Genomic DNA, 21,058 nt, shown 5'->3' with positions numbered 1-21,058 from the left:
CGCCATGAACAATCTCAAACGAATCGATCCGCGCCGGCCGTTCACGATTACGGCCGACGGGCTCAGGCGCATTACGCTCGGCGTGACGGCTGTTGCCGGCTCGACGGAACTGGCGGCGCATGGCTCGACGGGGTCGGCGCATCGCGAGCACGCAAAACCGCGCCGCACGACGGCTGCAGCGCAGCGCGTGCTGCTGGTGGCTGCTCACGCGGACCGCGGCGCGCTGGATGATCACGCGCGTCAGACCTTAGCTGCCGCCGCGTTGATCGCGGATGCGACCACTGAAGTCGTACTGCTCGTATTCGGTGAGTTCAGCAGCGACGCCGCTGCGCTTGGTGCCGACAAGCTGATCGAGTTGCCGATGTTCGACCGCCGCGTTTTCGCGCCGCTCGACGAATTGAACGCACTGGCCGCGTGCGTCGCGGCCTATGCGCCGGCGCATATTTTCCTGCCCGACAACGCGACCGGCGACGGCGACCTCGGTCGCCGTTACGCGGCCGCCGCGAACGCAAGTGTCGCGACGCATGTCGTCGAGATCGATGCGACCCATGTCGCTGCTTATATTCAGACGAATACGGCATACGCCGTACGCGCGCTGCCGGAGGTCGTGTTGCTTGCACCGAACGCGGTCGATCCGAAGCTGCCGTTTTTGGGGGCAGGCGAGCGAGTGGTGTGGCGTTTCGACGGCGAACCGGCATCGTCCAAAAGCGTCGTGCGCGATCTTGGCATCGAGGAGATCGACGCCGCCCAACTCGCGCTCGAAGAAGCGGATTTCATCGTTTCGGCAGGCAACGGCGTTAGCGATGTGCCCGCGTTCGAGCGTCTTGCGGCCACGTTAGGCGCTGCGATCGGCGCAAGCCGCGTCGCCGTGGACGACGGCAAGTTCACCCGCGACAAGCAGATTGGCGCCACCGGCAAGACGGTCGAGGCGAGCGTCTATATCGCGTTCGGCATTTCCGGCGCGGTTCAGCATCTGCAGGGCATCAAGGATTGCCGGCACGTGATCGCCGTGAATCTCGACGCCAGCGCGCCAATCGCCAAACGCGCCAATCTGACCGTCATCGGCGACGCGCAGGAAACCATCGCGGCGCTGAATGACGCCGCGGAGGCTGCACGCACGGCACGCGGCACGGGTGCTGCGCTATTGAATTCAACGGCTGTTGCGGAAGGAGCGCTTGCATGAAAATCGCCGTACTGGTTTCCGTGGGGCGGCACCCGGTCAGCGGCACGGCGCGCTACAGCCGCAACGACGCCGCCGCGCTGACGATCGCGCTCTCGCTCGCCAAAACGCACGGCGCGACGCTCGACGTGTTGCATGCGGGCGATCCGTCGAATCCGGCGCTCAAGGAGTATCTGGCACTTGGCGCGCGCACTGTCGAAGTGCTGGAGGTTCCGGCAACGCCTGAATTCCAGGGCGATGCGATAGCACCGCTCGCCACGCGTTTGCAAGGCTACGACCTTGTATTGACCGGCACCCGCGCCGAAGGCGCCTTCGATAGCGGCATGCTGCCGTATCAAGTAGCGAGTGCGCTTGAGATGCCGTTGGTCGGCGCAGCGGTCGATTTGACGATTCGCGACGGCCATGCAGAAGTCCGGCAATTCATGCCGAAAGGGTTGCGCCGCCGCGTCGAAGTGCGGCTGCCGGCCTTGATCTCCGTGCATCCGATGGCCAACGCGGCGCCGAGCTACGCCTATGCAAGGCTGCGCGAAGGCACGATCCGTCCGGTCGCGACAACAACGCCCGGAAGGCCACCCGCCGCCAACCCCGACGAACCCGCCTGGACGATCCGCCCCGCGACCGCCAAACCGGTGCGCCTCGCCGCAGCCGAAAAGCGCTCGGGCCATGCCCGCATGCTCTCGGCGACGACGACCGAAAGCCGCGGGGGCAGCGTCGTAATTGAAGGGAGTTCCGTCGAAAAAGCACAAGTGATTCTCGCGTATTTGCGCGAGCATCAACTCGTGGATTACTGATTTCCGGTTCGGGCGAGCATGCGACCAGGAGGGCCTGGCGCAGCGCCAGACGTGACATGCAACGGAGCACACAATGAAAGTTTCGGCAGACGTTCGCGCAATGATCGAACGCCGCAAAAAGAATCACACGCTGGAAGCGCCGTTCTATACGGGCGAGGAAATTTTCGCGCTCGATATGGAGGCGATTTTCCGCAAGCACTGGATTCAGGTCGCGGTGGAACCGGATGTACCGGAGCCGGGCGACTACATCACGGTGGAAATCGGTAACGATTCGATTCTGATCGTACGCGACGACGACATGCAGGTGCGGGCGTTTCACAACGTTTGCCGCCATCGTGGCGCGCGTTTGTGCAATACGGACAAGGGTTCGCTCGGCAATATCGTTTGCCCGTATCACAGCTGGACCTACAACCTGAACGGCGATCTGATGTTCGCCGAGCATATGGGCGACCAGTTCGACCGCTGCAAGCACAGCCTGAAAGCGGTGCACCTCCAGAATCTTGCCGGTCTGATCTTCATCTGTCTCGCTGATGAACCGCCTGCTGATTTCTCGGTGATGCGCGCCGCGATGGAGCCGTACCTGCTGCCGCACGATCTCGCCGGCTGCAAGGTCGCAGCGACGATCGATATCATCGAAGAGGGCAACTGGAAGCTCACGATGGAGAACAATCGCGAGTGCTATCACTGCGTTGCGAACCATCCCGAGCTGACGATTTCGCTTTACGAATACGGTTTTGGGTATCAGCGCACGCCCGCCAATGAAGAAGGCATGGCCGCGTTCGAAGAGACCGTGGCGCGCCGTACCGCGCAATGGGAGGCGATGAAACTGCCGTCGGCGGAAATCGACCGCCTGGCGGATCTGGTGACGGGCTTCCGCACGCAACGCCTGCCGCTCGATCGCGACGGCGAATCGCAGACCATGGACGCGAAGGTGGCCTCGAAGAAGTTGCTTGGCGGCTTCGAGCAGGCCGACCTCGGTGGCCTCTCGTTCTGGACGCAACCGAATTCGTGGCATCACTTCATGAGCGACCACATCGTCAGCTTCTCGGTGATTCCGCTGTCGGCGGGTAAGACGCTGGTGCGCACCAAATGGCTCGTCCACAAGGATGCGCGCGAAGGCATCGATTACGACGTGAACAATCTCACGGCCGTGTGGCGCGCCACCAATGACCAGGATCGCGCGCTTGTTGAGTATTCGCAACGCGGCGCGACCAGCAGCGCCTACGAACCGGGTCCGTACTCGCCGTTCACCGAAGGCCTCGTCGAGAAGTTCTGCGAGTGGTACATCGGCCGTATTGCGGAATTCAGCAATGCGCCCCAAACCCATGATGCCGGCGATACGCCGGTTTCGCACGGCGAAAAAGTCGTGTCTTTCATGCGCTGAGCGCGATACCGCAACCAGGAGCGGGAGAAAATAATGATGCGCGATCAGGCGACGCTTCAGCTCAGCCCCGAGCCGGCTCCAAACCGCGAGGTGTCAAGCCGCGAAACTTCGAGCCGGGTGACGCAACCGCGGTTCTGGGAGACGTTGCCGGCGCGTTGGAACAGCGATACCGACGAGACGCTGGTGTGCTGCCAGGTCCGTCAGGAAACGCATGACGTCAAGAGCTTTTTCTTTCGCGCACCGTCCGAACGGGCGTTCGTGTTCGAGCCGGGACAGTTCATCACGCTGGAGTTGGAGATCGACGGCGAGGCCGTGAATCGCTGCTATACGATCTCCTCGCCGCCCACGCGTCCGCACACCATTTCCATCACCGTGAAGCGCGTGCCGGGTGGCAAGGTATCGAACTGGCTGCACGACAATTTGCACGCGGGTACGCAGGTTCGTGTGCTGGGGCCGTCCGGCGAGTTCACCTGTGCACGGCATCCGGCGCGAAAACTTCTGTTCTTGTCGGCGGGTTCGGGTGTTACGCCGCTGATGTCGATGAGCCGCGCGCATCACGAGCTCGGGGAAGATAGCGACATCGTCTTCGTGCACAGCGCCCGCACGCCGGACGACATCATCTTCGCGCGCGAACTCGATCTGATTGCATCGAATCAGGCCAATTTCCGCACAGCGTTTGTCTGCGAGCGGGTTGGTGCGCGCACGAACTGGCCTGGTGTCACCGGGTTTCTGACCTTGCCGCTGCTTAAACTCATCGCGCCGGATTTTCTCGATCGTGAGATTTTCACCTGCGGTCCGGCGCCGTACATGCAGGCAGTCCGTCATCTGCTGGATGAAGGCGGCTTCGATCGCAGCCATTACCACGAGGAAAGCTTCTCGTTCGAGACGATCAGCGAAGTGGCCGCGCAATTGACGACCGCGCATGTCGCCGATGCGTTGCAGGCGCCCACGGCAAGCGCGGAGAGCTTTGTCGAAGCGCGTGAGCACGCGGCTGGATTTGCACCCGCGCAGGTGCCGATCACACCGGTGGAAATAGAAACGACGTTCAAGGTGAGCTTCGCCAAAAGTAATCGCGAGATCGAATGCGGCAGCGGCCAGCACGTACTCGAGGCGGCGAAGAAAGCCGGCATACGGCTCCCATCCTCATGCACGCAGGGTATGTGCGGCACCTGCAAGGTGAAGCTGGTGTCCGGTGAAGTCGCCATGAAACACGCCGGTGGAATCCGTCAGCGCGAAATCGATCAGGGCATGGTGCTGCTGTGCTGCAGCAAGCCGTTGAGCGATCTCGTCGTCGATAAGTAAGACAAGAGCGGCGCCTGGACTTTCGGTCGAAGTCGCATGCGGACAACTGGATGTCGGAAAACAACGCTACCCGGCAATTCTGGTTGGCGATTCTAAATGCTCAATGGGTAGTTTGACGGCAAACGGGAGAACGGCGATGAGACTGATCAAAAAGATATTCGTGTTGAGCGCGTTGAGCGCGGCGCTGGCGGCAAGCAGCGTGAGTGTGTCGGCCGATACCAAGCCGACCATCAAGATCGGCTATGTGGAAGGCTGGGACGACAGCGTTGCAACCACAAATGTCGCTGCGCGCGTGATCGAAAAGCGCCTCGGCTATCAGGTGCAGCTCGTGCCGGTCGCGGCCGGTGTGATGTGGCAAGGCGTGGCGCGCGGCGACCTCGACGCGACGCTGTCCGCATGGCTGCCGGTCACGCATGGCGCGTACTGGAACAACTTCAAGGACAAAGTCGTCGACCTGGGTGCCAATTTCAATGATGCAAAGATCGGCCTGATCGTGCCGGATAACGCCGACGTGAAGAGCGTTGGCGATCTGGAAGCGAAGAAAACGGAATTCGGCTCGCGTATCGTCGGTATCGATGCCGGCGCGGGCGTAATGCAGAAAACCAGCGAAGCGATCAAGGCGTACGGGCTCGACTATCAGCTGATGCCGAGTTCGGGCAGCGCGATGACCGCTGAACTGGCGCGCTCGGAAGCGGCGAGCAAGCCGATCATCGTGACTGGCTGGAAGCCGCACTGGATGTTCGCAAAGTACAAGCTCAAATTCCTCGAGGATCCGAAGAAGGTGTTCGGCGAAGCGGAGCACGTGGATAGCGTCGTCAATCCTGGACTGGAGACGAAGGCGCCGACGGTCGTCGCGTTCCTCAAGAAGTTTCAATGGAAACCGGGCGAGATCGACAGCGTGATGCTGGCGACGCAGAACGGCGAGAAGCCGACGGCTGCTGCCGATGCGTGGATCAGCGCACACGGAGATCGTGTGGATAGCTGGGTGAAGTGATTTCGTATTTCACGTGAGTGAGTTGCCGCTTGTTTAGAGCGGCAACTCGTACGATAGAGAACGCCGCTTTTCAGCGGCGTTTTTTTATTGCAGAACGACAGTCCGATCGCCGTTGATAAACACCCGTCGCTCGATAAACGCCTTCACGGCCCGCGCGAGCGTGATGCATTCGACGTCGCGTCCCGTCGCCAGCAGCCGCTCCGGGCTGTATGAATGATCGACGCGCTCCACGACTTGCTCGATGATCGGACCTTCGTCGAGATCGTCGGTGACGAAGTGCGCGGTTGCGCCAATCAGCTTTACGCCACGCGTATGTGCCTGGTGGTAAGGCTTGGCGCCTTTGAAGCCAGGCAGAAACGAATGGTGGATGTTGATCGCACGTGCCGCGAGCGCACGGCTCGTTTCGCCGGAAAGAATCTGCATGTAGCGCGCAAGAATCATCAACTCGGCGCCTGAGGTTTCGAACAGATCGAGCAAACGTGCCTCCTGTTGGGGTTTGGTATCGGCGCTGATCGGCAGATGATGGAACGGCAAGCCGTGCTGCTGCGCGAGCGGTTCGAGATCGCGATGGTTCGAGCCGATACCGACAATATCCATCTTCAACTCACCCATGCGCCAGCGGAACAGCAAATCGGCGAGACAGTGTTCGAGTTTCGACACCATGATCAGCACCTTCGGCCGCGTGCTGACGTCGTGCATCGCCCATGTCATCTGAAAGCGCTCGGCGATCGATTGGAATTCTCGCTTGAGTGCCGCGATGTGCAGGGTCTCGTTGGTATCGACGCCATGAAACACGCAGCGTACAAAAAAGCGCTCGCTTAGGTCGTCATCGAAAACGGTCAGTTCGTCGATATAACAATGATGCCGGTCGAGAAAGCCGACGACGGCGGCGACCTGGCCCGCCGCGCTAGGACAGGCGACCGTGAGAACCAGTTGATCGGGACGGGAATCGGCGGACATGCGCTCTCCACTTAGGCAATAGGGCAACGCCGCGGGGCGCGGCATGCGTCATCGCAGTAGAGCAAATCAGCGGTACAAGGGGATAGAAGCTAACCGCCGTCGCGCTGGAATGGGAGCGTCAGGGGAGGGTGGGGCGGTGGTGCACGGCATTGACGGCTTGCCGTGCTCACTCAGCATCGAGGCCACATTCGCCAAGCAGCCATCGGCGGAACGCGCTGACCGCCGGTGTCGCCGCGCGCTGCGTGACGAGCAGATAGCCGCGTTCCGTCACCACCGGCGTGTCGAACAGTTCGACGAGTTGCCCCGTGGCAAGAAGCTCGTCGACTAGTGGCGCCCAACCGAGCGCGATGCCCTGGCCCATGATCGCTGCGTGGGCCACGAGCGTAAAGCTGTTAAACGTGATGCCGCGATGTGCTGCCGGCGCATCCAGACCCTGAGCAGCGAACCAGTCGGCCCACGACAGCCAGCGTGCCGGTTGGGTCGGTTCTAGATGCAGCAGCGGCAAGCTCAACAAGTCCGACGGCGTGTGCAATTCCGGATGCGCCGCGAGAAAAGCCGGACTGCACACCGGCGTGACACGCTCAGGAAATAGCTTGAGCGCGCCTCGCGCGCTCAGGTCCGCATCTTCATCGCCGAACGCAATCGCAATGTCCGCCTGGTCGTGCGATGGATCGAATACGCTCTGCGACGTGATGATCTTGACGTCGACGTCCGGCATCAGCGCCTTGAATTGCGAAAGCCGCGGCATCAACCAGTAGGTCGCGAAACCGAAGTCAGTGGAGAGCGTGAGCGTTTGCGGCGTGCGCCGCGCGCGGATCTCGGCGGTGGCGAGGCGGATGGTGTCGAGGGCGTTGCGCACCGCTTCGAAGAGGCGCACACCATCTTCCGTCAGCGTGACACCGCGATGGCCGCGTTCGAACAGCGGCACACCGAGTGCTTCTTCGAGTTGCACCACACGCTGACTAACCGCCGGCTGCGTCGAGCCCAGTTCGCGTGCAGCCGCCGTGAAGCTCGCGAGACGCGCTGCGGATTCGAACATCGTCAACGCCTGCATCGGCGGCAAGCGATCCTGCCTCGACATAAGGCCCCCTTATAGGCACATAACGATTTGCCGTCTTCACAGCGGCGAATTGGACGGCAATAGTGGTGTTCACGCGAGGACCGGCACACCGGTTATTCCGCTTGCAACGACACCCGCACCCCTATTTGCGATTCTATTCGAGGCACGCTCCAATGCATGACACGAAACAGAATATCCTTATTCTGATGGCCGACCAGATGACGCCGTTTGCGCTCGCTGCATACGGGCATCGTCTAACGAAAACCCCCAATCTCGATCGCCTCGCGAAGCAGGGCGTGGTATTCGATTCCGCGTATTGCGCCAGTCCATTGTGCGCACCGTCGCGCTTTTCTTTTTTATCGGGCAAGCTGCCGTCGGCGATCGGTGCGTATGACAATGCAGCAGAGTTTCCGTCGCAAACGCTGACTTTCGCGCACTATCTTCGCGCAGAAGGATATCGCACGATCCTGTCCGGCAAAATGCATTTCTGCGGCGCCGATCAACTGCACGGATTTGAAGAACGGCTCACGACCGACATCTACCCAGCCGATTTTGGCTGGACCCCGAACTGGGACGATTTCGAAACGCGCCCCACGTGGTACCACAACATGAGTTCGGTGATCGACGCGGGTCCGTGCGTGCGCACGAACCAACTGGACTTCGACGATGAAGTTACGTTCACCACGCGCCAGAAGCTCTTCGATATCGCACGTGAGCGGCATGCAGGCAAAGATGCACGGCCGTTCTGCATGGTCGCCTCGCTGACGCATCCACACGACCCGTACGCGATTCCGCGGAAGTACTGGGACATGTATGCGGATGAAGACATCGATCTGCCCGCGCATCGCGATTCGCTCGATGAAGCCGATCCGCATTCGAAGCGCTTGCGCCACGTGTGCGAAACCGACCGCACGCCGCCGACCGACCAGCAGATCCGCAACGCACGGCGCGCTTATTACGGCGCGATCTCTTACGTCGATGACCAGTTCGGTGCGATCCTTGATGCACTCGAACAGTCAGGGCTCGCGAAAGACACCGTTATCGTGGTGACGTCCGATCACGGTGAGATGCTCGGCGAGCGCGGGCTCTGGTACAAGATGACGTTCTTCGAAGGAGGCTGCCGCGTACCGTTGATCGTTCATGCGCCGCAGCAGTTCGACGCGCATCGTGTGCACGAGTCGGTGTCGCATCTCGATCTGCTGCCCACGTTAGTAGAGATGGCGCGCGGCGAGCAGCCTGCGACCTGGCCGGATTCGCTCGATGGCCAAAGTCTCGTACCGCATCTGCACGGCACACAAGCTGGCCACGACGAAGCGATCGGCGAATACCTGGCGGAAGGCGCTATAGCGCCGATTGTGATGCTGCGACGCGGACGCTTAAAATTCATTCACACGCCGGCCGATCCTGATCAGCTGTACGACGTAACATTGGACCCGCTCGAACGCGAGAACCTCGCCGCGCGCGCCGAATATGCATCACAGGTCTCAGCATTTCGTGAGGAGATCGCGCAACGCTGGGACCTCGCCGCGCTGCACAACGAAGTACTGAAAAGCCAGCGCCGCCGCCGTTTTCATTTCGAGGCCACGACGCAAGGCACGGTCGCGTCATGGGACTGGCAGCCGCATGTCGATGCGAGCCAGCGTTACATGCGCAATCACATCGACCTCGACACGCTCGAAGCGATGGCGCGTTTTCCCGCCGTAACGCGCTGACGTCTCCGCTCACGATTCAACCCATCTACAGGAAGCCGACATGATGAAAAAGCTCTTCAAACAGGCTGTATCCGGCGTTGCACTGCTGTGCGCTGCGGCCACCTTTGCCGTGGCTGCCGAGCCGCAGTCCTGTACGCAGGTCAACATGGCGGGGCCCGGCTGGACCGACATCGACGCGACCAATGCGATGACCGGTGTGCTGTTGAAGGCGCTCGGCTACCATCAGAACGTATCGAACCTGTCGGTGCCGATCACCTACCAAGGCTTGAAGAAAGGCCAGATCGACGTGTTTCTCGGCAACTGGATGCCGGCGCAAGCACCGGTCGTGAAGCCGTTCGAGGACGAGAGATCGATCGAGGTTGTGCATCCGAATCTGAGCAACGCGAAGTTCACGCTCGCGGTGCCCGACTACGTGGCGGCCGCGGGCGTGCATTCATTCGCGGACCTTGCGAAGAACGCCGACAAGTTCGACAGCAAGATCTATGGCATCGAACCGGGGGCGCCGGCCAATCAGAACATCAAGAAGATGGTCGACGACAAGGCATACGGGCTCGGCAGTTGGAAGCTCGTCGAATCGAGCGAGACCGGCATGCTCACGCAGGTCGACCGCGCGGTGCGTGAGAAAAAATGGATCGTGTTCCTTGCATGGGAGCCGCATCTGATGAACACGAAGTTCAAGCTGACTTACCTCGACGGCGGTGACAAGTACTTCGGGCCGAACTACGGCGGCGCCACGGTGAATACCGTTGCGCGTAGCGGATACGCCGAGCAGTGTCCGAATGTCGGCCGTCTGTTCAGGCAACTCACATTCAATGTCGATCTGGAAAACGGCGTGATCACCGAGGTACTCGAGAAGAAGACGGGTGTTGCCACGGCCGCCACCGAAGCGCTCAAGCGCCACCCCGAATTGCTGAAGTCATGGCTTGACGGCGTCAACACCGCCAGCGGCGCCAATGGTTTGCAAGCGGTGCAAACCGCACTCGGTGTGAAATAACTCCGGCATTCCTGACTACGAGGTCGCTACTCGACAGATTCATGTCGCATCCGGTCGAATCATCTTAAATCTGGACACTTATTCTTGACCCGTCGATGCAGACATACAGGTGATCGTACGCAGTGCCGATAGCTTCGATCAGCCTGGCCGGCTAATTCAGGGTTAGCTGGCCAGGTCAGTGTTAGTGAGCTTCAATCCGTTTCAATCAGTCTCAGCCGATTTCGAACTGCCCGTCATGCGAGAAGCGCCGCGCGTTGGAAGACAACCTGCAGCAGGGATCGCTTTATCTAACGAAATACGCAGGCAAAGAGCAGGGGAGAACTAGATGAAGAAGAAAAATGCCGTTAGTCTTTCGGGACTCGCCCTCGCGGCAAGCGCGGTATGCGCACCGACGGCGGTCCATGCGCAAAGCAGCGTCACCTTGTACGGGATTCTGGACGCCGGTATCACCTACGTGAACAACGCCGGCGGCGCACACCAGTTCAAATTCGACGACGGCATTTCGTACGGCAACCGGATCGGCTTCAAAGGCGTGGAAGACCTCGGCGGCGGCTTGCAAGCGGTCTTCGTGCTCGAATCGGGTTTTCATCTGGGCAATGGGCAATATGCATTCGGTGGTGCTGAATTCGGGCGCCAGGCGTATGTCGGCATCAAGAACTCGTGGGGGACTTTCTCGTTCGGCAATCAGCTCGATATGACCGAAGAGTTTGTCTTTCTGTACAACATCTCCGCGTGGGCGAGCGGCTACGCGATTCACCAGGGCGACTTCGACCGGATGAACGGCGACCGTCTGCCGAACTCGGTGAAGTTCCTGTCGAACGATTTTGCCGGCTTCACCTTCGGCGGCATGTACTCGTTCGGTAACACCGCCGGCGACTTCCATCAGAAGAGCGCATGGAGTGTGGGCGCGCATTATGACCACGGTCCATTCAACATGGGTGTTGCTTATACGCAGTTGAACAATCCGTTCGGCATTTATGCGTTCGACCCGTACGCGATGATCGGCACGCACACCTTCCTCGGCCAGCCGACCGTTTCCGTCGATCCGGCCACTGGCGCGGTGACCGACCTGTATAGCTCATCGGCATTCCCGGTGGATAAACAAGGTGCGTTCGCGATCGGCGCCGCGTATACGATCGGCAACCTGATGATCACCGGCGATTTCACGTACACGACGATCAAGGGCTTCGGGCAGACCTCGCGCATGCAGGTTTACGAAGGAGGCGCGTCGTATAACTTCACGCCTGCGCTATCGCTGTACGGCGGCTATCAACACACGGCCTTCGAAGGCAATCACTGGAACCAGGGCTCGCTCGGACTGCACTATCTGTTGTCCAAACGTACTGATGTGTATGTTTCCGGCGACTATCTGCGTGCGTCGAATGGCGTGAATGCGGTGATCGGCTACAGCTTCACGCCGTCGTCGTCGAATACGCAGTCTGATGTACGGATCGGGATGCGGCATTCGTTCTGAGGCATCTGCGACGGGGCTGGCACTCGAGTGCCAGCCAGCGCGCCTGGGACACAGGTGCAACACTCACTGCGCCGCGCCGTCGCCCTGTTTCTTGTGCTGCGACGCCATCCGCTCCTGCTGGGCGGGAGGTACCGGATCGTAGTGGCTGAGCTGGATGCTGTAGTTGCCGTGCCCGCCTGCGATGGCGTTCAGCCGCGACTGATAGTCGTTGAGTTCGGACAATGGCACCTGGCCTGCGACGACCACGGCGTTGCCCGCGGCCGAGCGTGTGCCATGGACTTGTCCGCGCTTGGCGGAGAGGTCGCCGATAATGTCGCCCATTGCGGCTTCAGGCGTCATCACCTCGATGTCCACGATAGGTTCGAGCAGGACGGGTTGAGCTTTCAGCACCGCATCGATGAAGGCCTTGCGCCCGGCGGAAACGAACGCCACTTCCTTGGAGTCGACTGAATGGCTCTTGCCGTCAAAGACGGTGACTCGTACGTCCTGCATCGGGAAGCCGGCCAGCGGCCCGCTATCGATAACCTGAAGGATGCCTTTTTCCACGGCGGGCATGAACTGCCCAGGGATGGCGCCACCCTTGACGGCGTCGACAAATTCGAAGCCCGTACCGCGCGGCAGTGGCTCCACGCGCAGCATCACTTCGCCGAATTGCCCGGCGCCGCCGGTTTGCTTCTTGTGACGATGGTGCCCCTCGGCTTTTGCGCCGATGGTTTCCCTATAGGCGATCTTCGGTGGGCGCGTCACGACCTCCAGCTTGTACTGCTCGGATAGCCGCTCCAGCATAAGGCGCAGGTGCAACTCGCCCAGTCCGCGCACCACCGTCTCGTTGGTGCCGACCGGGTGGTCGATGCGCAGACATGGATCTTCCGCACTCAACTTTTGCAGAATCTCCCAGAGGCGCTGCTCGTTGCCGCGGCGCGCAGGCTCGATCGCCAGTCCGTAGATTGGCGTGGGGAAATCGAGCGGAGTCAGGTGGATGTTGCCGTCCTCGGGGGCGTCGTGCAGCACGGCATCGAAACCGATCTCGTCGATCTTGGCCGTGGCGCAGATATCGCCTGGGCCGGCTTGTGGGACATCCACGTGTTCCTTGCCCTGCAGCATCATCAGATGGGCGACCTTGAACGGCTGGCGTGCGTCGCCGATATAGAGCTGGCTGTCCCGCCTGATCGTGCCCTGATGGACGCGAAAAACGGCCATCTTGCCGATGTAAGGGTCCACGACGATCTTGAAGGCGTGGGCCAATACATGCTTGTCGGCGACCGGTTCGGCACGCACGACTTCCTGGCGGCCGCGGGTATCGCGGTAGAAGAGGGGCGGGTTGCCTTCCATGGGATTGGGCAGTAGCCGGACGAACACGTCGAGCAATTCCGCGATGCCAGCACCGTTTGCTGCCGACGTGAAGCAGATCGGCACCAGATGCGCTTCGCGCAGCGCCCGCTCGAAGGGCTCATGCAACTGCTCCGGGCTGATGGCTTCGCCTTGCTCCAGGTAAAGCTCCATCAAAGCGGGATCGATCTCGACCACTTGATCGACCAGCGCATTGTGCGCCGCCGCAACAGACAGGAAGTCGGCGTCGCCCGCGGGGTTGAAAAAGCAATCCACCACCTGGCTGCCGTTCTGCGCCGGTAAGTTGATGGGCAGGCATTCCTTGCCGAAGGCCTCCTGGATTTGCGTCAGAAGCTCCGGAAGATCGACTTTGTCGCGATCGATACCGTTCACGATGATCATTCTGCAGAGCTTGCGTTTTTCCGCCCACGCCATCATCCGCCGAGTGGTCATTTCGATGCCGGTCTGTGCATTGATGACAATGGCGACGGTTTCTACAGCGGGCAGGGCGCTGATCGACAGCCCGGAAAAGTCCGGATAGCCGGGCGTATCCAGCAGATAGACGCGGGTATCCCGGTAGTGCAGGTGGGCGACCGCGGAGTTCAGGGAGTGGTGATATTTGCGTTCTAGCGGGTCGAAATCGCAGACCGTGTTGCCGCGTTCCACGCTGCCGGGCGCGCGTAATTCGCCACCCTGGTGGAGTAGGGCTTCGACAAGCGATGTCTTGCCACATCCTGCATGGCCGACCAGAGCGATGGTGCGGATGGCGTCGGGGCTGTAATGCATGGCCGCCCTCGTCCAGTAGTGGATGTGGGGCCATTATTGGCGAAAACGGACCGGTGTGCCATACGACGCCATCAGTGCTGACCCTTAAGCGACCGGCCATCGAATACCTGATTCGCCAGGACGTGTTGACGGCAAGGCCGATGCGCGTTCGCCAGCGTCAAACGAGGCGCAAAATTGAATTGTCCGGTGGAAGTTATGCGCGGCCTGCTGTAAAGCCGGCGCGGCCCTCAGACGGAGGCCACAATGATCGATTTCAGGGAAGCCCGGGAGCGGATGGTTGTACGGCAAATCGTTGCGCGGGGTATCCGCGACGTCAACGTGCTATCCGCGATGCGCCGTGTGCCGCGCGAGGAATTCGTGCCTGCGCAACTGCGTGAATTCGCGTACGACGATGGCGCGTTGCCTATCGCGAACCAGCAAGCGATTTCGCAGCCCGCCATTGTCGCGCAGATGATAGAGGCGGCCGAACTGGGTCCGCGCGACCGTGTTCTCGATGTCGGCACGGGATCGGGGTATGCCGCTGCAATTGCGGCGGCAATCGTGGCGCACGTCCATTCCGTTGAACGCGATCCGGTGCTCGCCGACATCGCACGCGAGACGCTGGCGCGGGTGGGCATATTCAACGTGACCGTTTATCTTGGCGACGGCACAGTCGGTTTGAGCGACTATGCGCCGTACGACGCGATTATCGCCGGGGCTGGCGGCCCGCGTATCCCGCAGGCATGGCGTTCGCAACTGTCGATTGGTGGGCGGATCGTGATGCCGGTAGGGCGCGAGCGTCACCATCAGCAATTGATCAAACTGGTGCGGCACGGCGAACAGGATTATCACGAATGCTGGTTGGGCGAAGTGAGCTTCGTACCGCTAATTGGTGAGGACGGTTGGGCGGATTAGAGCCGACCGGCTTCCATGAGCGCGATCATCTGGACGGTCGCATCAGCCGCACATTCGGCGATATCTTCTTCGCTGGGGTTCTTTAAACCAAGCAACGCATCGTCGAAAAGCCTGGCTTTCAGAAGTGCCGCGAAGGTTGCACCGGCGCCATATTTATCGCTTACTTCCCAGCCCGTGACAGGCAGCCAGCGATCAAGGTAGCTCGTGAACAGTGCGTCGCGCGTGCCCGTCACTTCGTCGCGATAGCGGCGCGCCAGTTCGGGGAAGCGAGGTGCGTCCCGTGTGACGACGCGATAAAGGTCCAACTGCTCTTTCGAAAGAGCGTGTCGTAAATAATCGCTACCCGCAATTGGCAATGCCACGGCCGGCGGTTCGCTAAACCAGGCTGGTTCGCCCGGTTCTGCGGGTTCCGACGCGTCAGCCGACTCTGTGCCGCTAGGCGAGCAGGCCGCTTGCATCACTGCACTGAACAGATCGTCTTTGCTCTCGAAGTGACGGTACAGCGTCTTGATGGACACACCGGCGTCCGCCGCGATGCGATTGACCGAGCTTTCGGCATAGCCGCTTTCAAGGAAGGCCCGCAGCGCGGCGTCGACGATCATCGTTCGCTTGCGCGACATCAACGCGGCTTTCGGATTGTCGTCCGACCAGGTCTTGACCATAAGTGTCCCTCTTTTATCAGCTTGACGAATGATACGACAGCGATCACTATACAACAAACGACAGCGATCGCTGTCGTTACTGTGCCGAATCGACTTTGCCTTACTGGGCAAGGGCTCGGCTTACACGTGACCGTTTCCTGGTGGACATTCAGATGAGCAATCCTCTTTCACAATCGTTGCGGCTACCCAGCGGCGCGATTCTCGCAAACCGCCTCGTCAAGGCAGCCATGAGCGAAGGCATGGCCGACGCTAATAATCATTCGACGCCGCGCCTCGAAGCGTTGTACCGGCGCTGGGCGCGTTCTGGTGCCGGGCTGCTTCTCTCCGGCAATATCCAGGTGGACCGGTGGCATCTCGAGCGCCCGGGCAATATCGTGATCGACGACGACAGTGGACAGGAGCAACTCGCACGGCTCGCCGCTGCGGGAACGTCGGAAGGCGCGCATTTCTGGGCTCAACTCAGTCATACCGGACGGCAGGTGCAAGACGCGATCAACACGTCACCCCTTGCGCCTTCTTCAGTGGACATCGACGTGATGAGGGGCGCCGGCTTTTCGTTCGCCACGCCGCGCGAAATGACGGAAGAGCAGATTCAGCAGGCCATTGGGCAATTCGCCTTCGCGGCCAGGAAAGTGCGCGAGGCCGGTTTCACCGGTGTCTCGTTGCATGGGGCGCACGGTTACCTGATTTCGCAGTTCCTTAGCCCGCTCGCCAACAAGCGCACGGACCGTTGGGGAGGCTCGCTTGAAAACCGTTCCCGTTTCGTGCTCGAGGTGGTGGCTGCGGTTCGCTCGGCCGTTGGTCCGGACTTCCCGGTCGCGCTGAAGCTCAATTCTTCTGATTTTCAGAAGGGCGGGTTCACCAATGCCGAGTGCGTTGAACTCGTGAAGACGCTCAACGATTCTTCGCTCGATCTGCTCGAACTATCGGGTGGTTCGCTCGAGGGTGGTTCGCTCGAGCAGCCGAAGATTGCCGGCCTCACGCTAATGGACGAGGGAGAAGATGCACCGCGCGAAAGTACCGTCAAGCGCGAAGCCTTTTTCGTGGATTTTGCCGCCTCCGTTCGTGCCGCAGCGAAGATGCCCGTGATGGTGGTCGGTGGATTTCGCACGACGACAGCCATGATCGAATCGCTGGAGCGCGGTGAACTGGATGTCATCGGGCTCGGCCGTCCGATCATTGCCGATCCTGAGATTCCGAAGCGCATTCTCGCTGGTGAAGTTGATCGTGCGCCTAGTCCCGAAGCTGCGCTCCATCCGTTTCATCTTCTGCCATGGAATAACATGCAACTCGAGCGTCTGGCGGACGGACTCGACCCGGATCTGTCACTGGACGGTGCCGATGCCGTGGAGCAGTTCACTGAGATCGAGACTCGCAACATAACCGCATTGCTGCAGCATCGCGCTTAAGCCATCGTTGCGGGGTCGCCCGAACGCCGCCTCGCACCACGGGGCGTTCGGGGATACTGGCAAGGTGCCAGGACTGACTCAGTCAGGCGCGCGGCTATTTGTACTCGACCAGCACTTCGCGGTATGGATTGCTACCCTCGTTGCGTGCCTTGTGCGTCGCGGGAACCTTGGCGCCCTTGCCGATTTCGGACAGCACTTCCAGATACCCGTGCTCGCATTTGAGTGAGTAAATCGCGCCCGTCGGGACTTCGAAGATGCCGAGGTCTCCGCCGTTCTCGTCAAAGATATGCAAGTGTGCGCCTTCGATCGCGTACCACATGTATGAAAGCGTGTGGGTATGTACCGGCGTTTCCTCGCCCGGTGCGAGAACGAAGTTCCACACAATAACTTTGTCATTCTCAAATACCTTTTCACTGCCGACACCAGCCATGATCGTCTCCTTGAGTGTGCGAATGTAGCGAGAGGCATCCTGCATTGCAGCAAGCGCCATTCACGTTCGGACTTCAAAACGTGTTGATCGGCCGTGAGGCCGTACTTCGATGGCTGCGGTGCAAGAGGGCCTGTACGCAGAGTAGGCGAATGTCCCACTTGTAGTGGCTCCGCCCGTATGCAGACTTGTCACAGACGAGGCCGATTTATCATTGCGTATGGTGACTTTTTTTCGCGGTGCGGCCGAGACACTGCGAACGCTTTGAATTCATCAGGACGGCAGGAGGTAATTACATGTCGGAACCCTTACGAATCATCCACGGGCCGTTCGGACGAGTGGCGTTGCTGCTGCTGGACAAGAGCATGGTCCTCCATGCACATCGGGTTTCCCACGTCATCTTCAAGGAAGGCGGTCCCGACATTCAGTTCGGGGTCCGCAATCGTGAGTACGTTTTGTCAGACAAGAACGTGCTGCTCGTGAATGCGTGGGAGCCGCATTTTTATGAGCATCGCCCACAATCGCAGTCGACGGTGCTGCTCGCACTTTATCTGGAACCGGATTGGTTGAGGGATGTCGACCGGCGTTTCGCGTACAGTATTCATCCCCGGTTCTTTCCGAGTTCTTCCGTACTGTTGCAGGGGAAGCTCAGCCGCCTTCATTCTGACCTGCTCGATATTCTGACCGACCGTGAGGGGAGGTCGCTTGAAGCGGTCCAGGGGCTGATCGCCGACATGACAGGCGAACTGGTCGGCAGATCGCCCCAAGGGAGCGTACTTTCGGCAGCCGGACTCGTTGGCGGTATCGCGTATGACATCAGGATTCGTCACGCGATCGAAGCAATGAAACAGGTGAGGGGCCTTACACCCGACTTCGACAATCTTGCGCAAAAGGTAGGGCTATCGCGTCCGCATTTCTTCCACCTATTCCACAAGCAGACAGGCATGACGCCCGCGACTTTCAGCAGCATGCTGAGAGTGGACCTTTCGATCGAGAGTGTTTCGCAGCAGGAAATGGCGCTTCAGGATATCGCGCTCGATCTGGGCTTTGACTCACCGGGAAATTTCACGCGCTTCTTTGTTCGTCAGCAAGGCGTGACACCCAGCCAATACAGACGCAGCGTTCAATATGTTCCTGGGGAAGGGCGGTGACGGCAGGGCGTAGCGGTTGCATCAGTTGATGCCTGTCAGCTTCAATGCATCGATGGTCATATGTGCGCCGAGGGCAACCAGAACAATTCCCATGGTCCAGCGCTGAACCTGTAGAAGTCCCGGGCGACTGGAGAGGAACTTCGCCATACTGCCGGAGCAGACCGCCACGAAACCGTTGACGGACGCGAACGCAACAATCAACGACGAACCGAGCACGAGCGATTGCCTGAGAACGCTGCCGTTCTGGTAGTTGATGAATTGCGGTAGCAGTGACAGAAAGATCATCGCGAGCTTGGGATTCAACAGACTAGTTGTTGCGCCCATCGCGAAAAGCCGGCGAGGGTGTTCGCGGGGCAACTCGCGAACCTCCAGCGGAGAGCGGCCACCAGGCTTTACAGCCTGCCACGCCAGGTAGAACAGATACGCAGCGCCCCCAGCGCCCAGAACGCTGCCTGCATAAGGCACGCTCAGGAAGAAGGCGGTGATGCCGAACGCTGCCCCAAACATATAGAAGAGGTATCCGAGCATGACGCCCGCAAGCGAGATAAGCCCGGCCGTGCGTCCTTGCGCAATCGAGCGCGACATCACGTAGATCATGTTCGGCCCCGGTGTCACAGCAAGCATTCCGCCGACCGCCAGAAATCCGTAAATCGAAACCGTACCGTGCATTTTCCCGGGCTCCGCCAAGTGGTCATCGGTCGCAGTATCGCCTTGATGCATACTCCAGTAAAACGGATTAAACTGAACATATTCATCAGATTTTCTGACTAAAATGAAAAAGCTCGATCTGGATGCGCTTGAAATGTTGGTGGCGGTCGCTGATACAGGATCGTTTGTACGAGGTGCGGAGTCCGTGCGTCGGTCGCCGTCGGCAGTGAGCATGCAGATCAAGACGCTTGAAGAAGCGCTGGGAAAACCGCTCTTCGTGCGAAGCACCCGCAACGTAGCAATCACAGCCGAAGGCAGGACGCTCCTGGACTATGGCCGTCGAATGCTTGCGATGCGCGAGGAAGCATGGGCGTCGGTAGTTCGCCCGGAGATGAAGGGGCGCGTAACCATCGGTGTTCCGGATGACTACGCTTCATCGTTGCTGCCGCAGGTTCTGGCAAAATTCGCGATTGCTCATCCGCGTGTAGAAATTCGGGTGATCGGTTTGCCAAGCAGTGAGCTTGTTCCATTGCTTAAAGACAACACGCTTGACCTGGCTTGCTTCACGAAAACAAGGGGCATCGCAGGCGAATTCATTCGATTCGAGCCAATGGTGTGGGTCGGGGCGCCCGCAAGAAAAGTGTGGAAAGAGCGCCCGCTTTCGATTGCCGTTTTCGCACATGGCAGTACTGCGCGTGCCTATGCCATCAGCGCGCTCCAGCGGGAAAATATCAAATACCGGATGTCCTACGAAAGCCCGAGTTTATTGGGCCTTATCAGCATGGTCGAAGCAGGGCTCGCGATAGCGCCTCTTGCAAGATGCAGCGTACCGGCGCACCTCGTTCAGCTATCGCAGAACGACGGGCTGCCGCCGCTGAATGACCTCGAAGTCGTTTTGGCGCGCAGTGCGCGGTCCGGGCGACCGCCCTGCGATTTTCTCGCTGAACAGATTCTGGCTGATTTGAGAGTTTGAACTGGTCGCTCGATGGCTGAATCGTCGCATAAAAGCCCGAATTGTCTAGGCGTTATCGCTGTAGGTCGGTGTCTTGACCAAACGGTTAGGCGTCGCTGGCAATCGGCGCCTCGAGAAGGCAACTAAACTCGCGAGCAAAGTCGACAGAGACGCGGGCGTGGACGGCGCCTTGCTTGTCGAAGAACCGCTGTGTCCCTCTGAGCGTGAACACACCTTCATGCCAGATGTTTGGATGGATGTAGAGACCCTGCTGTCCATTGAAGCGAAAGCACACGAACTTCTCCGGCGCGATGTCGTCACCGGGCAATGCCAATGGAACGTAGAAAGGGCGATGGTCGAGTGGGAAGAACAGTTGTCCGCCGTCCGGGTGGTAGTTCGCGTGCCAGAGCAACATGCATTCTGGTGCGTTGGCGTGGTCGTCGCGGGCTGCTTCAGGCTCCTTTGCGTACGCAAGGATGTAGTGGCCACCTACAGCCTCGTTTCGACCATAGAGAATGTCCCCGCGCCATTCGCTCACGAATGTGCCTTCGGTTGTGCCGGCTTCATTACCGGTTCCGGGGTCTATGGGTCTTGTCCCCAACGCCGGCCACTGCACAATCTCGATCGCGCACTCGCTTGGGTCCGTTACAAGCCTGCCAAATCCGGTGAGGGTTTCTGGAGTTGCGTCGACCACGGGCATCGGCACGCGGCGGAGGCCGGAAGGAAGGGCTGGGTTGAGGTAGTCGATTTCTGGGGGCATGCGGGGAGTTTACATGAGTCAGAAGGTGCTGATGGTGGATACTCGGACCAGGCTTGCTTGACGGTGTCGTGGAATATTCGTAATTTGACATAAGATAAATTATCAACAATTAAGTTGTAGAGGCTAAGTTGTAATGTCCGCTTTTAGCCAAGTTCAAATGTCCGCTTCGAGGCGGCATAAGCTTACCCG

General features: G+C 59.9%; 19 protein-coding genes. 12 read left to right on the top strand and 7 right to left on the bottom strand.

Features of this window, described 5'->3' with window-relative positions:
- Window positions 1-4 precede the first annotated feature (4 nt).
- The 5 genes from BM438_RS35475 (at window position 5) to BM438_RS35455 (ending at window position 5,651) form a co-directional block, all read left to right on the top strand.
- A complete protein-coding gene (locus tag BM438_RS35475) occupies window positions 5-1,183 on the top strand; it encodes an electron transfer flavoprotein subunit alpha/FixB family protein (RefSeq protein ID WP_093644431.1) in 1,179 nt (392 codons plus the stop codon).
- Window positions 1,180-1,971, top strand: a complete 792-nt coding sequence (locus BM438_RS35470) for an adenine nucleotide alpha hydrolase family protein (RefSeq protein WP_093644429.1) — start codon at window positions 1,180-1,182, stop codon at window positions 1,969-1,971. The genes BM438_RS35475 and BM438_RS35470 overlap by 4 nt, the downstream gene beginning before the upstream one ends.
- Before the next feature lie 73 nt (window positions 1,972-2,044).
- Entirely contained in the window at window positions 2,045-3,355 is a 1,311-nt protein-coding gene (locus tag BM438_RS35465; RefSeq protein WP_054038716.1) for an aromatic ring-hydroxylating oxygenase subunit alpha, read from the top strand.
- 33 nt (window positions 3,356-3,388) lie between these two features.
- Window positions 3,389-4,657 (top strand): FAD-binding oxidoreductase, encoded by a 1,269-nt coding sequence (locus tag BM438_RS35460; protein ID WP_093644427.1) that lies wholly within the window; start codon window positions 3,389-3,391, stop codon window positions 4,655-4,657.
- A 136-nt stretch (window positions 4,658-4,793) separates the two neighbouring features.
- A complete protein-coding gene (locus BM438_RS35455) occupies window positions 4,794-5,651 on the top strand; it encodes a glycine betaine ABC transporter substrate-binding protein (RefSeq protein WP_093644425.1) in 858 nt (285 codons plus the stop codon).
- An 84-nt stretch (window positions 5,652-5,735) separates the two neighbouring features.
- Here BM438_RS35455 and purU read toward each other — a convergent pair whose 3' ends face one another.
- Window positions 5,736-6,611, bottom strand: a complete 876-nt coding sequence (gene purU / locus BM438_RS35450; RefSeq protein WP_093644423.1) for a formyltetrahydrofolate deformylase — start codon at window positions 6,609-6,611, stop codon at window positions 5,736-5,738.
- A 166-nt stretch (window positions 6,612-6,777) separates the two neighbouring features.
- Entirely contained in the window at window positions 6,778-7,692 is a 915-nt protein-coding gene (locus tag BM438_RS35445; RefSeq protein ID WP_093644421.1) for a choline sulfate utilization transcriptional regulator, read from the bottom strand.
- A gap of 152 nt (window positions 7,693-7,844) precedes the next feature.
- On the opposite strand from BM438_RS35445, the gene betC reads away from it, so the two are divergent.
- The 3 genes from betC (at window position 7,845) to BM438_RS35430 (ending at window position 11,851) form a co-directional block, all read left to right on the top strand.
- Entirely contained in the window at window positions 7,845-9,383 is a 1,539-nt protein-coding gene (gene betC / locus BM438_RS35440) for a choline-sulfatase (RefSeq protein WP_093644419.1), read from the top strand.
- Between the two features lie 40 nt (window positions 9,384-9,423).
- On the top strand, window positions 9,424-10,377 hold the full coding sequence (locus BM438_RS35435) for a choline ABC transporter substrate-binding protein (RefSeq protein ID WP_208620741.1): 954 nt from the start codon (window positions 9,424-9,426) through the stop codon (window positions 10,375-10,377).
- A gap of 325 nt (window positions 10,378-10,702) precedes the next feature.
- Window positions 10,703-11,851 (top strand): porin, encoded by a 1,149-nt coding sequence (locus BM438_RS35430; protein ID WP_093644417.1) that lies wholly within the window; start codon window positions 10,703-10,705, stop codon window positions 11,849-11,851.
- A gap of 63 nt (window positions 11,852-11,914) precedes the next feature.
- On the opposite strand, the gene fusA is transcribed toward BM438_RS35430, so the two are convergent.
- The gene (gene fusA, locus BM438_RS35425) at window positions 11,915-13,966 is read right to left on the bottom strand and encodes an elongation factor G (protein WP_093644415.1); all 2,052 of its coding nucleotides are present in this window, start codon (window positions 13,964-13,966) and stop codon (window positions 11,915-11,917) included.
- Between the two features lie 243 nt (window positions 13,967-14,209).
- On the opposite strand from fusA, the gene BM438_RS35420 reads away from it, so the two are divergent.
- Window positions 14,210-14,860, top strand: coding sequence for a protein-L-isoaspartate(D-aspartate) O-methyltransferase (locus BM438_RS35420; RefSeq protein WP_093644412.1), 651 nt, complete (start codon window positions 14,210-14,212; stop codon window positions 14,858-14,860).
- Here the strand turns inward: BM438_RS35420 and BM438_RS35415 are convergent.
- Window positions 14,857-15,462: a TetR/AcrR family transcriptional regulator gene (locus tag BM438_RS35415; protein WP_167378510.1), complete on the bottom strand. Its 606-nt coding sequence runs from the start codon at window positions 15,460-15,462 to the stop codon at window positions 14,857-14,859. The two genes, BM438_RS35420 and BM438_RS35415, sit on opposite strands and share 4 nt — an antisense overlap.
- Before the next feature lie 212 nt (window positions 15,463-15,674).
- Between BM438_RS35415 and BM438_RS35410 the strand changes: the two genes are divergently transcribed.
- On the top strand, window positions 15,675-16,931 hold the full coding sequence (locus tag BM438_RS35410) for an NADH:flavin oxidoreductase/NADH oxidase family protein (RefSeq protein WP_093644408.1): 1,257 nt from the start codon (window positions 15,675-15,677) through the stop codon (window positions 16,929-16,931).
- A 94-nt stretch (window positions 16,932-17,025) separates the two neighbouring features.
- Here the strand turns inward: BM438_RS35410 and BM438_RS35405 are convergent, their stop codons facing one another.
- The gene (locus BM438_RS35405; protein WP_244179536.1) at window positions 17,026-17,406 is read right to left on the bottom strand and encodes a cupin domain-containing protein; all 381 of its coding nucleotides are present in this window, start codon (window positions 17,404-17,406) and stop codon (window positions 17,026-17,028) included.
- 248 nt (window positions 17,407-17,654) lie between these two features.
- Here BM438_RS35405 and BM438_RS35400 point away from each other — a divergent pair, with 248 nt between their 5' ends.
- Window positions 17,655-18,509, top strand: coding sequence for a helix-turn-helix domain-containing protein (locus tag BM438_RS35400; RefSeq protein ID WP_093644406.1), 855 nt, complete (start codon window positions 17,655-17,657; stop codon window positions 18,507-18,509).
- A gap of 21 nt (window positions 18,510-18,530) precedes the next feature.
- On the opposite strand, the gene BM438_RS35395 is transcribed toward BM438_RS35400, so the two are convergent.
- Window positions 18,531-19,178 carry a LysE family translocator gene (locus tag BM438_RS35395; RefSeq protein ID WP_093644565.1) on the bottom strand — a complete coding sequence of 216 codons (648 nt, stop codon included), beginning with the start codon at window positions 19,176-19,178 and terminating at the stop codon, window positions 18,531-18,533.
- A gap of 103 nt (window positions 19,179-19,281) precedes the next feature.
- Here BM438_RS35395 and BM438_RS35390 point away from each other — a divergent pair, with 103 nt between their 5' ends.
- Window positions 19,282-20,130, top strand: coding sequence for a LysR substrate-binding domain-containing protein (locus BM438_RS35390; RefSeq protein ID WP_093644403.1), 849 nt, complete (start codon window positions 19,282-19,284; stop codon window positions 20,128-20,130).
- Between the two features lie 85 nt (window positions 20,131-20,215).
- Here BM438_RS35390 and BM438_RS35385 read toward each other — a convergent pair whose 3' ends face one another.
- Window positions 20,216-20,869: an ureidoglycolate lyase gene (locus BM438_RS35385; protein ID WP_093644401.1), complete on the bottom strand. Its 654-nt coding sequence runs from the start codon at window positions 20,867-20,869 to the stop codon at window positions 20,216-20,218.
- Between the last annotated feature and the right edge of the window lie 189 nt (window positions 20,870-21,058).

Source organism: Paraburkholderia aspalathi (assembly GCF_900116445.1).
In the GTDB taxonomy this organism is placed as follows: domain Bacteria; phylum Pseudomonadota; class Gammaproteobacteria; order Burkholderiales; family Burkholderiaceae; genus Paraburkholderia; species Paraburkholderia aspalathi.
The sequence above is the reverse complement of the archived record's forward strand: the minus strand, read 5'-3'. Positions and strand labels throughout refer to the sequence as shown.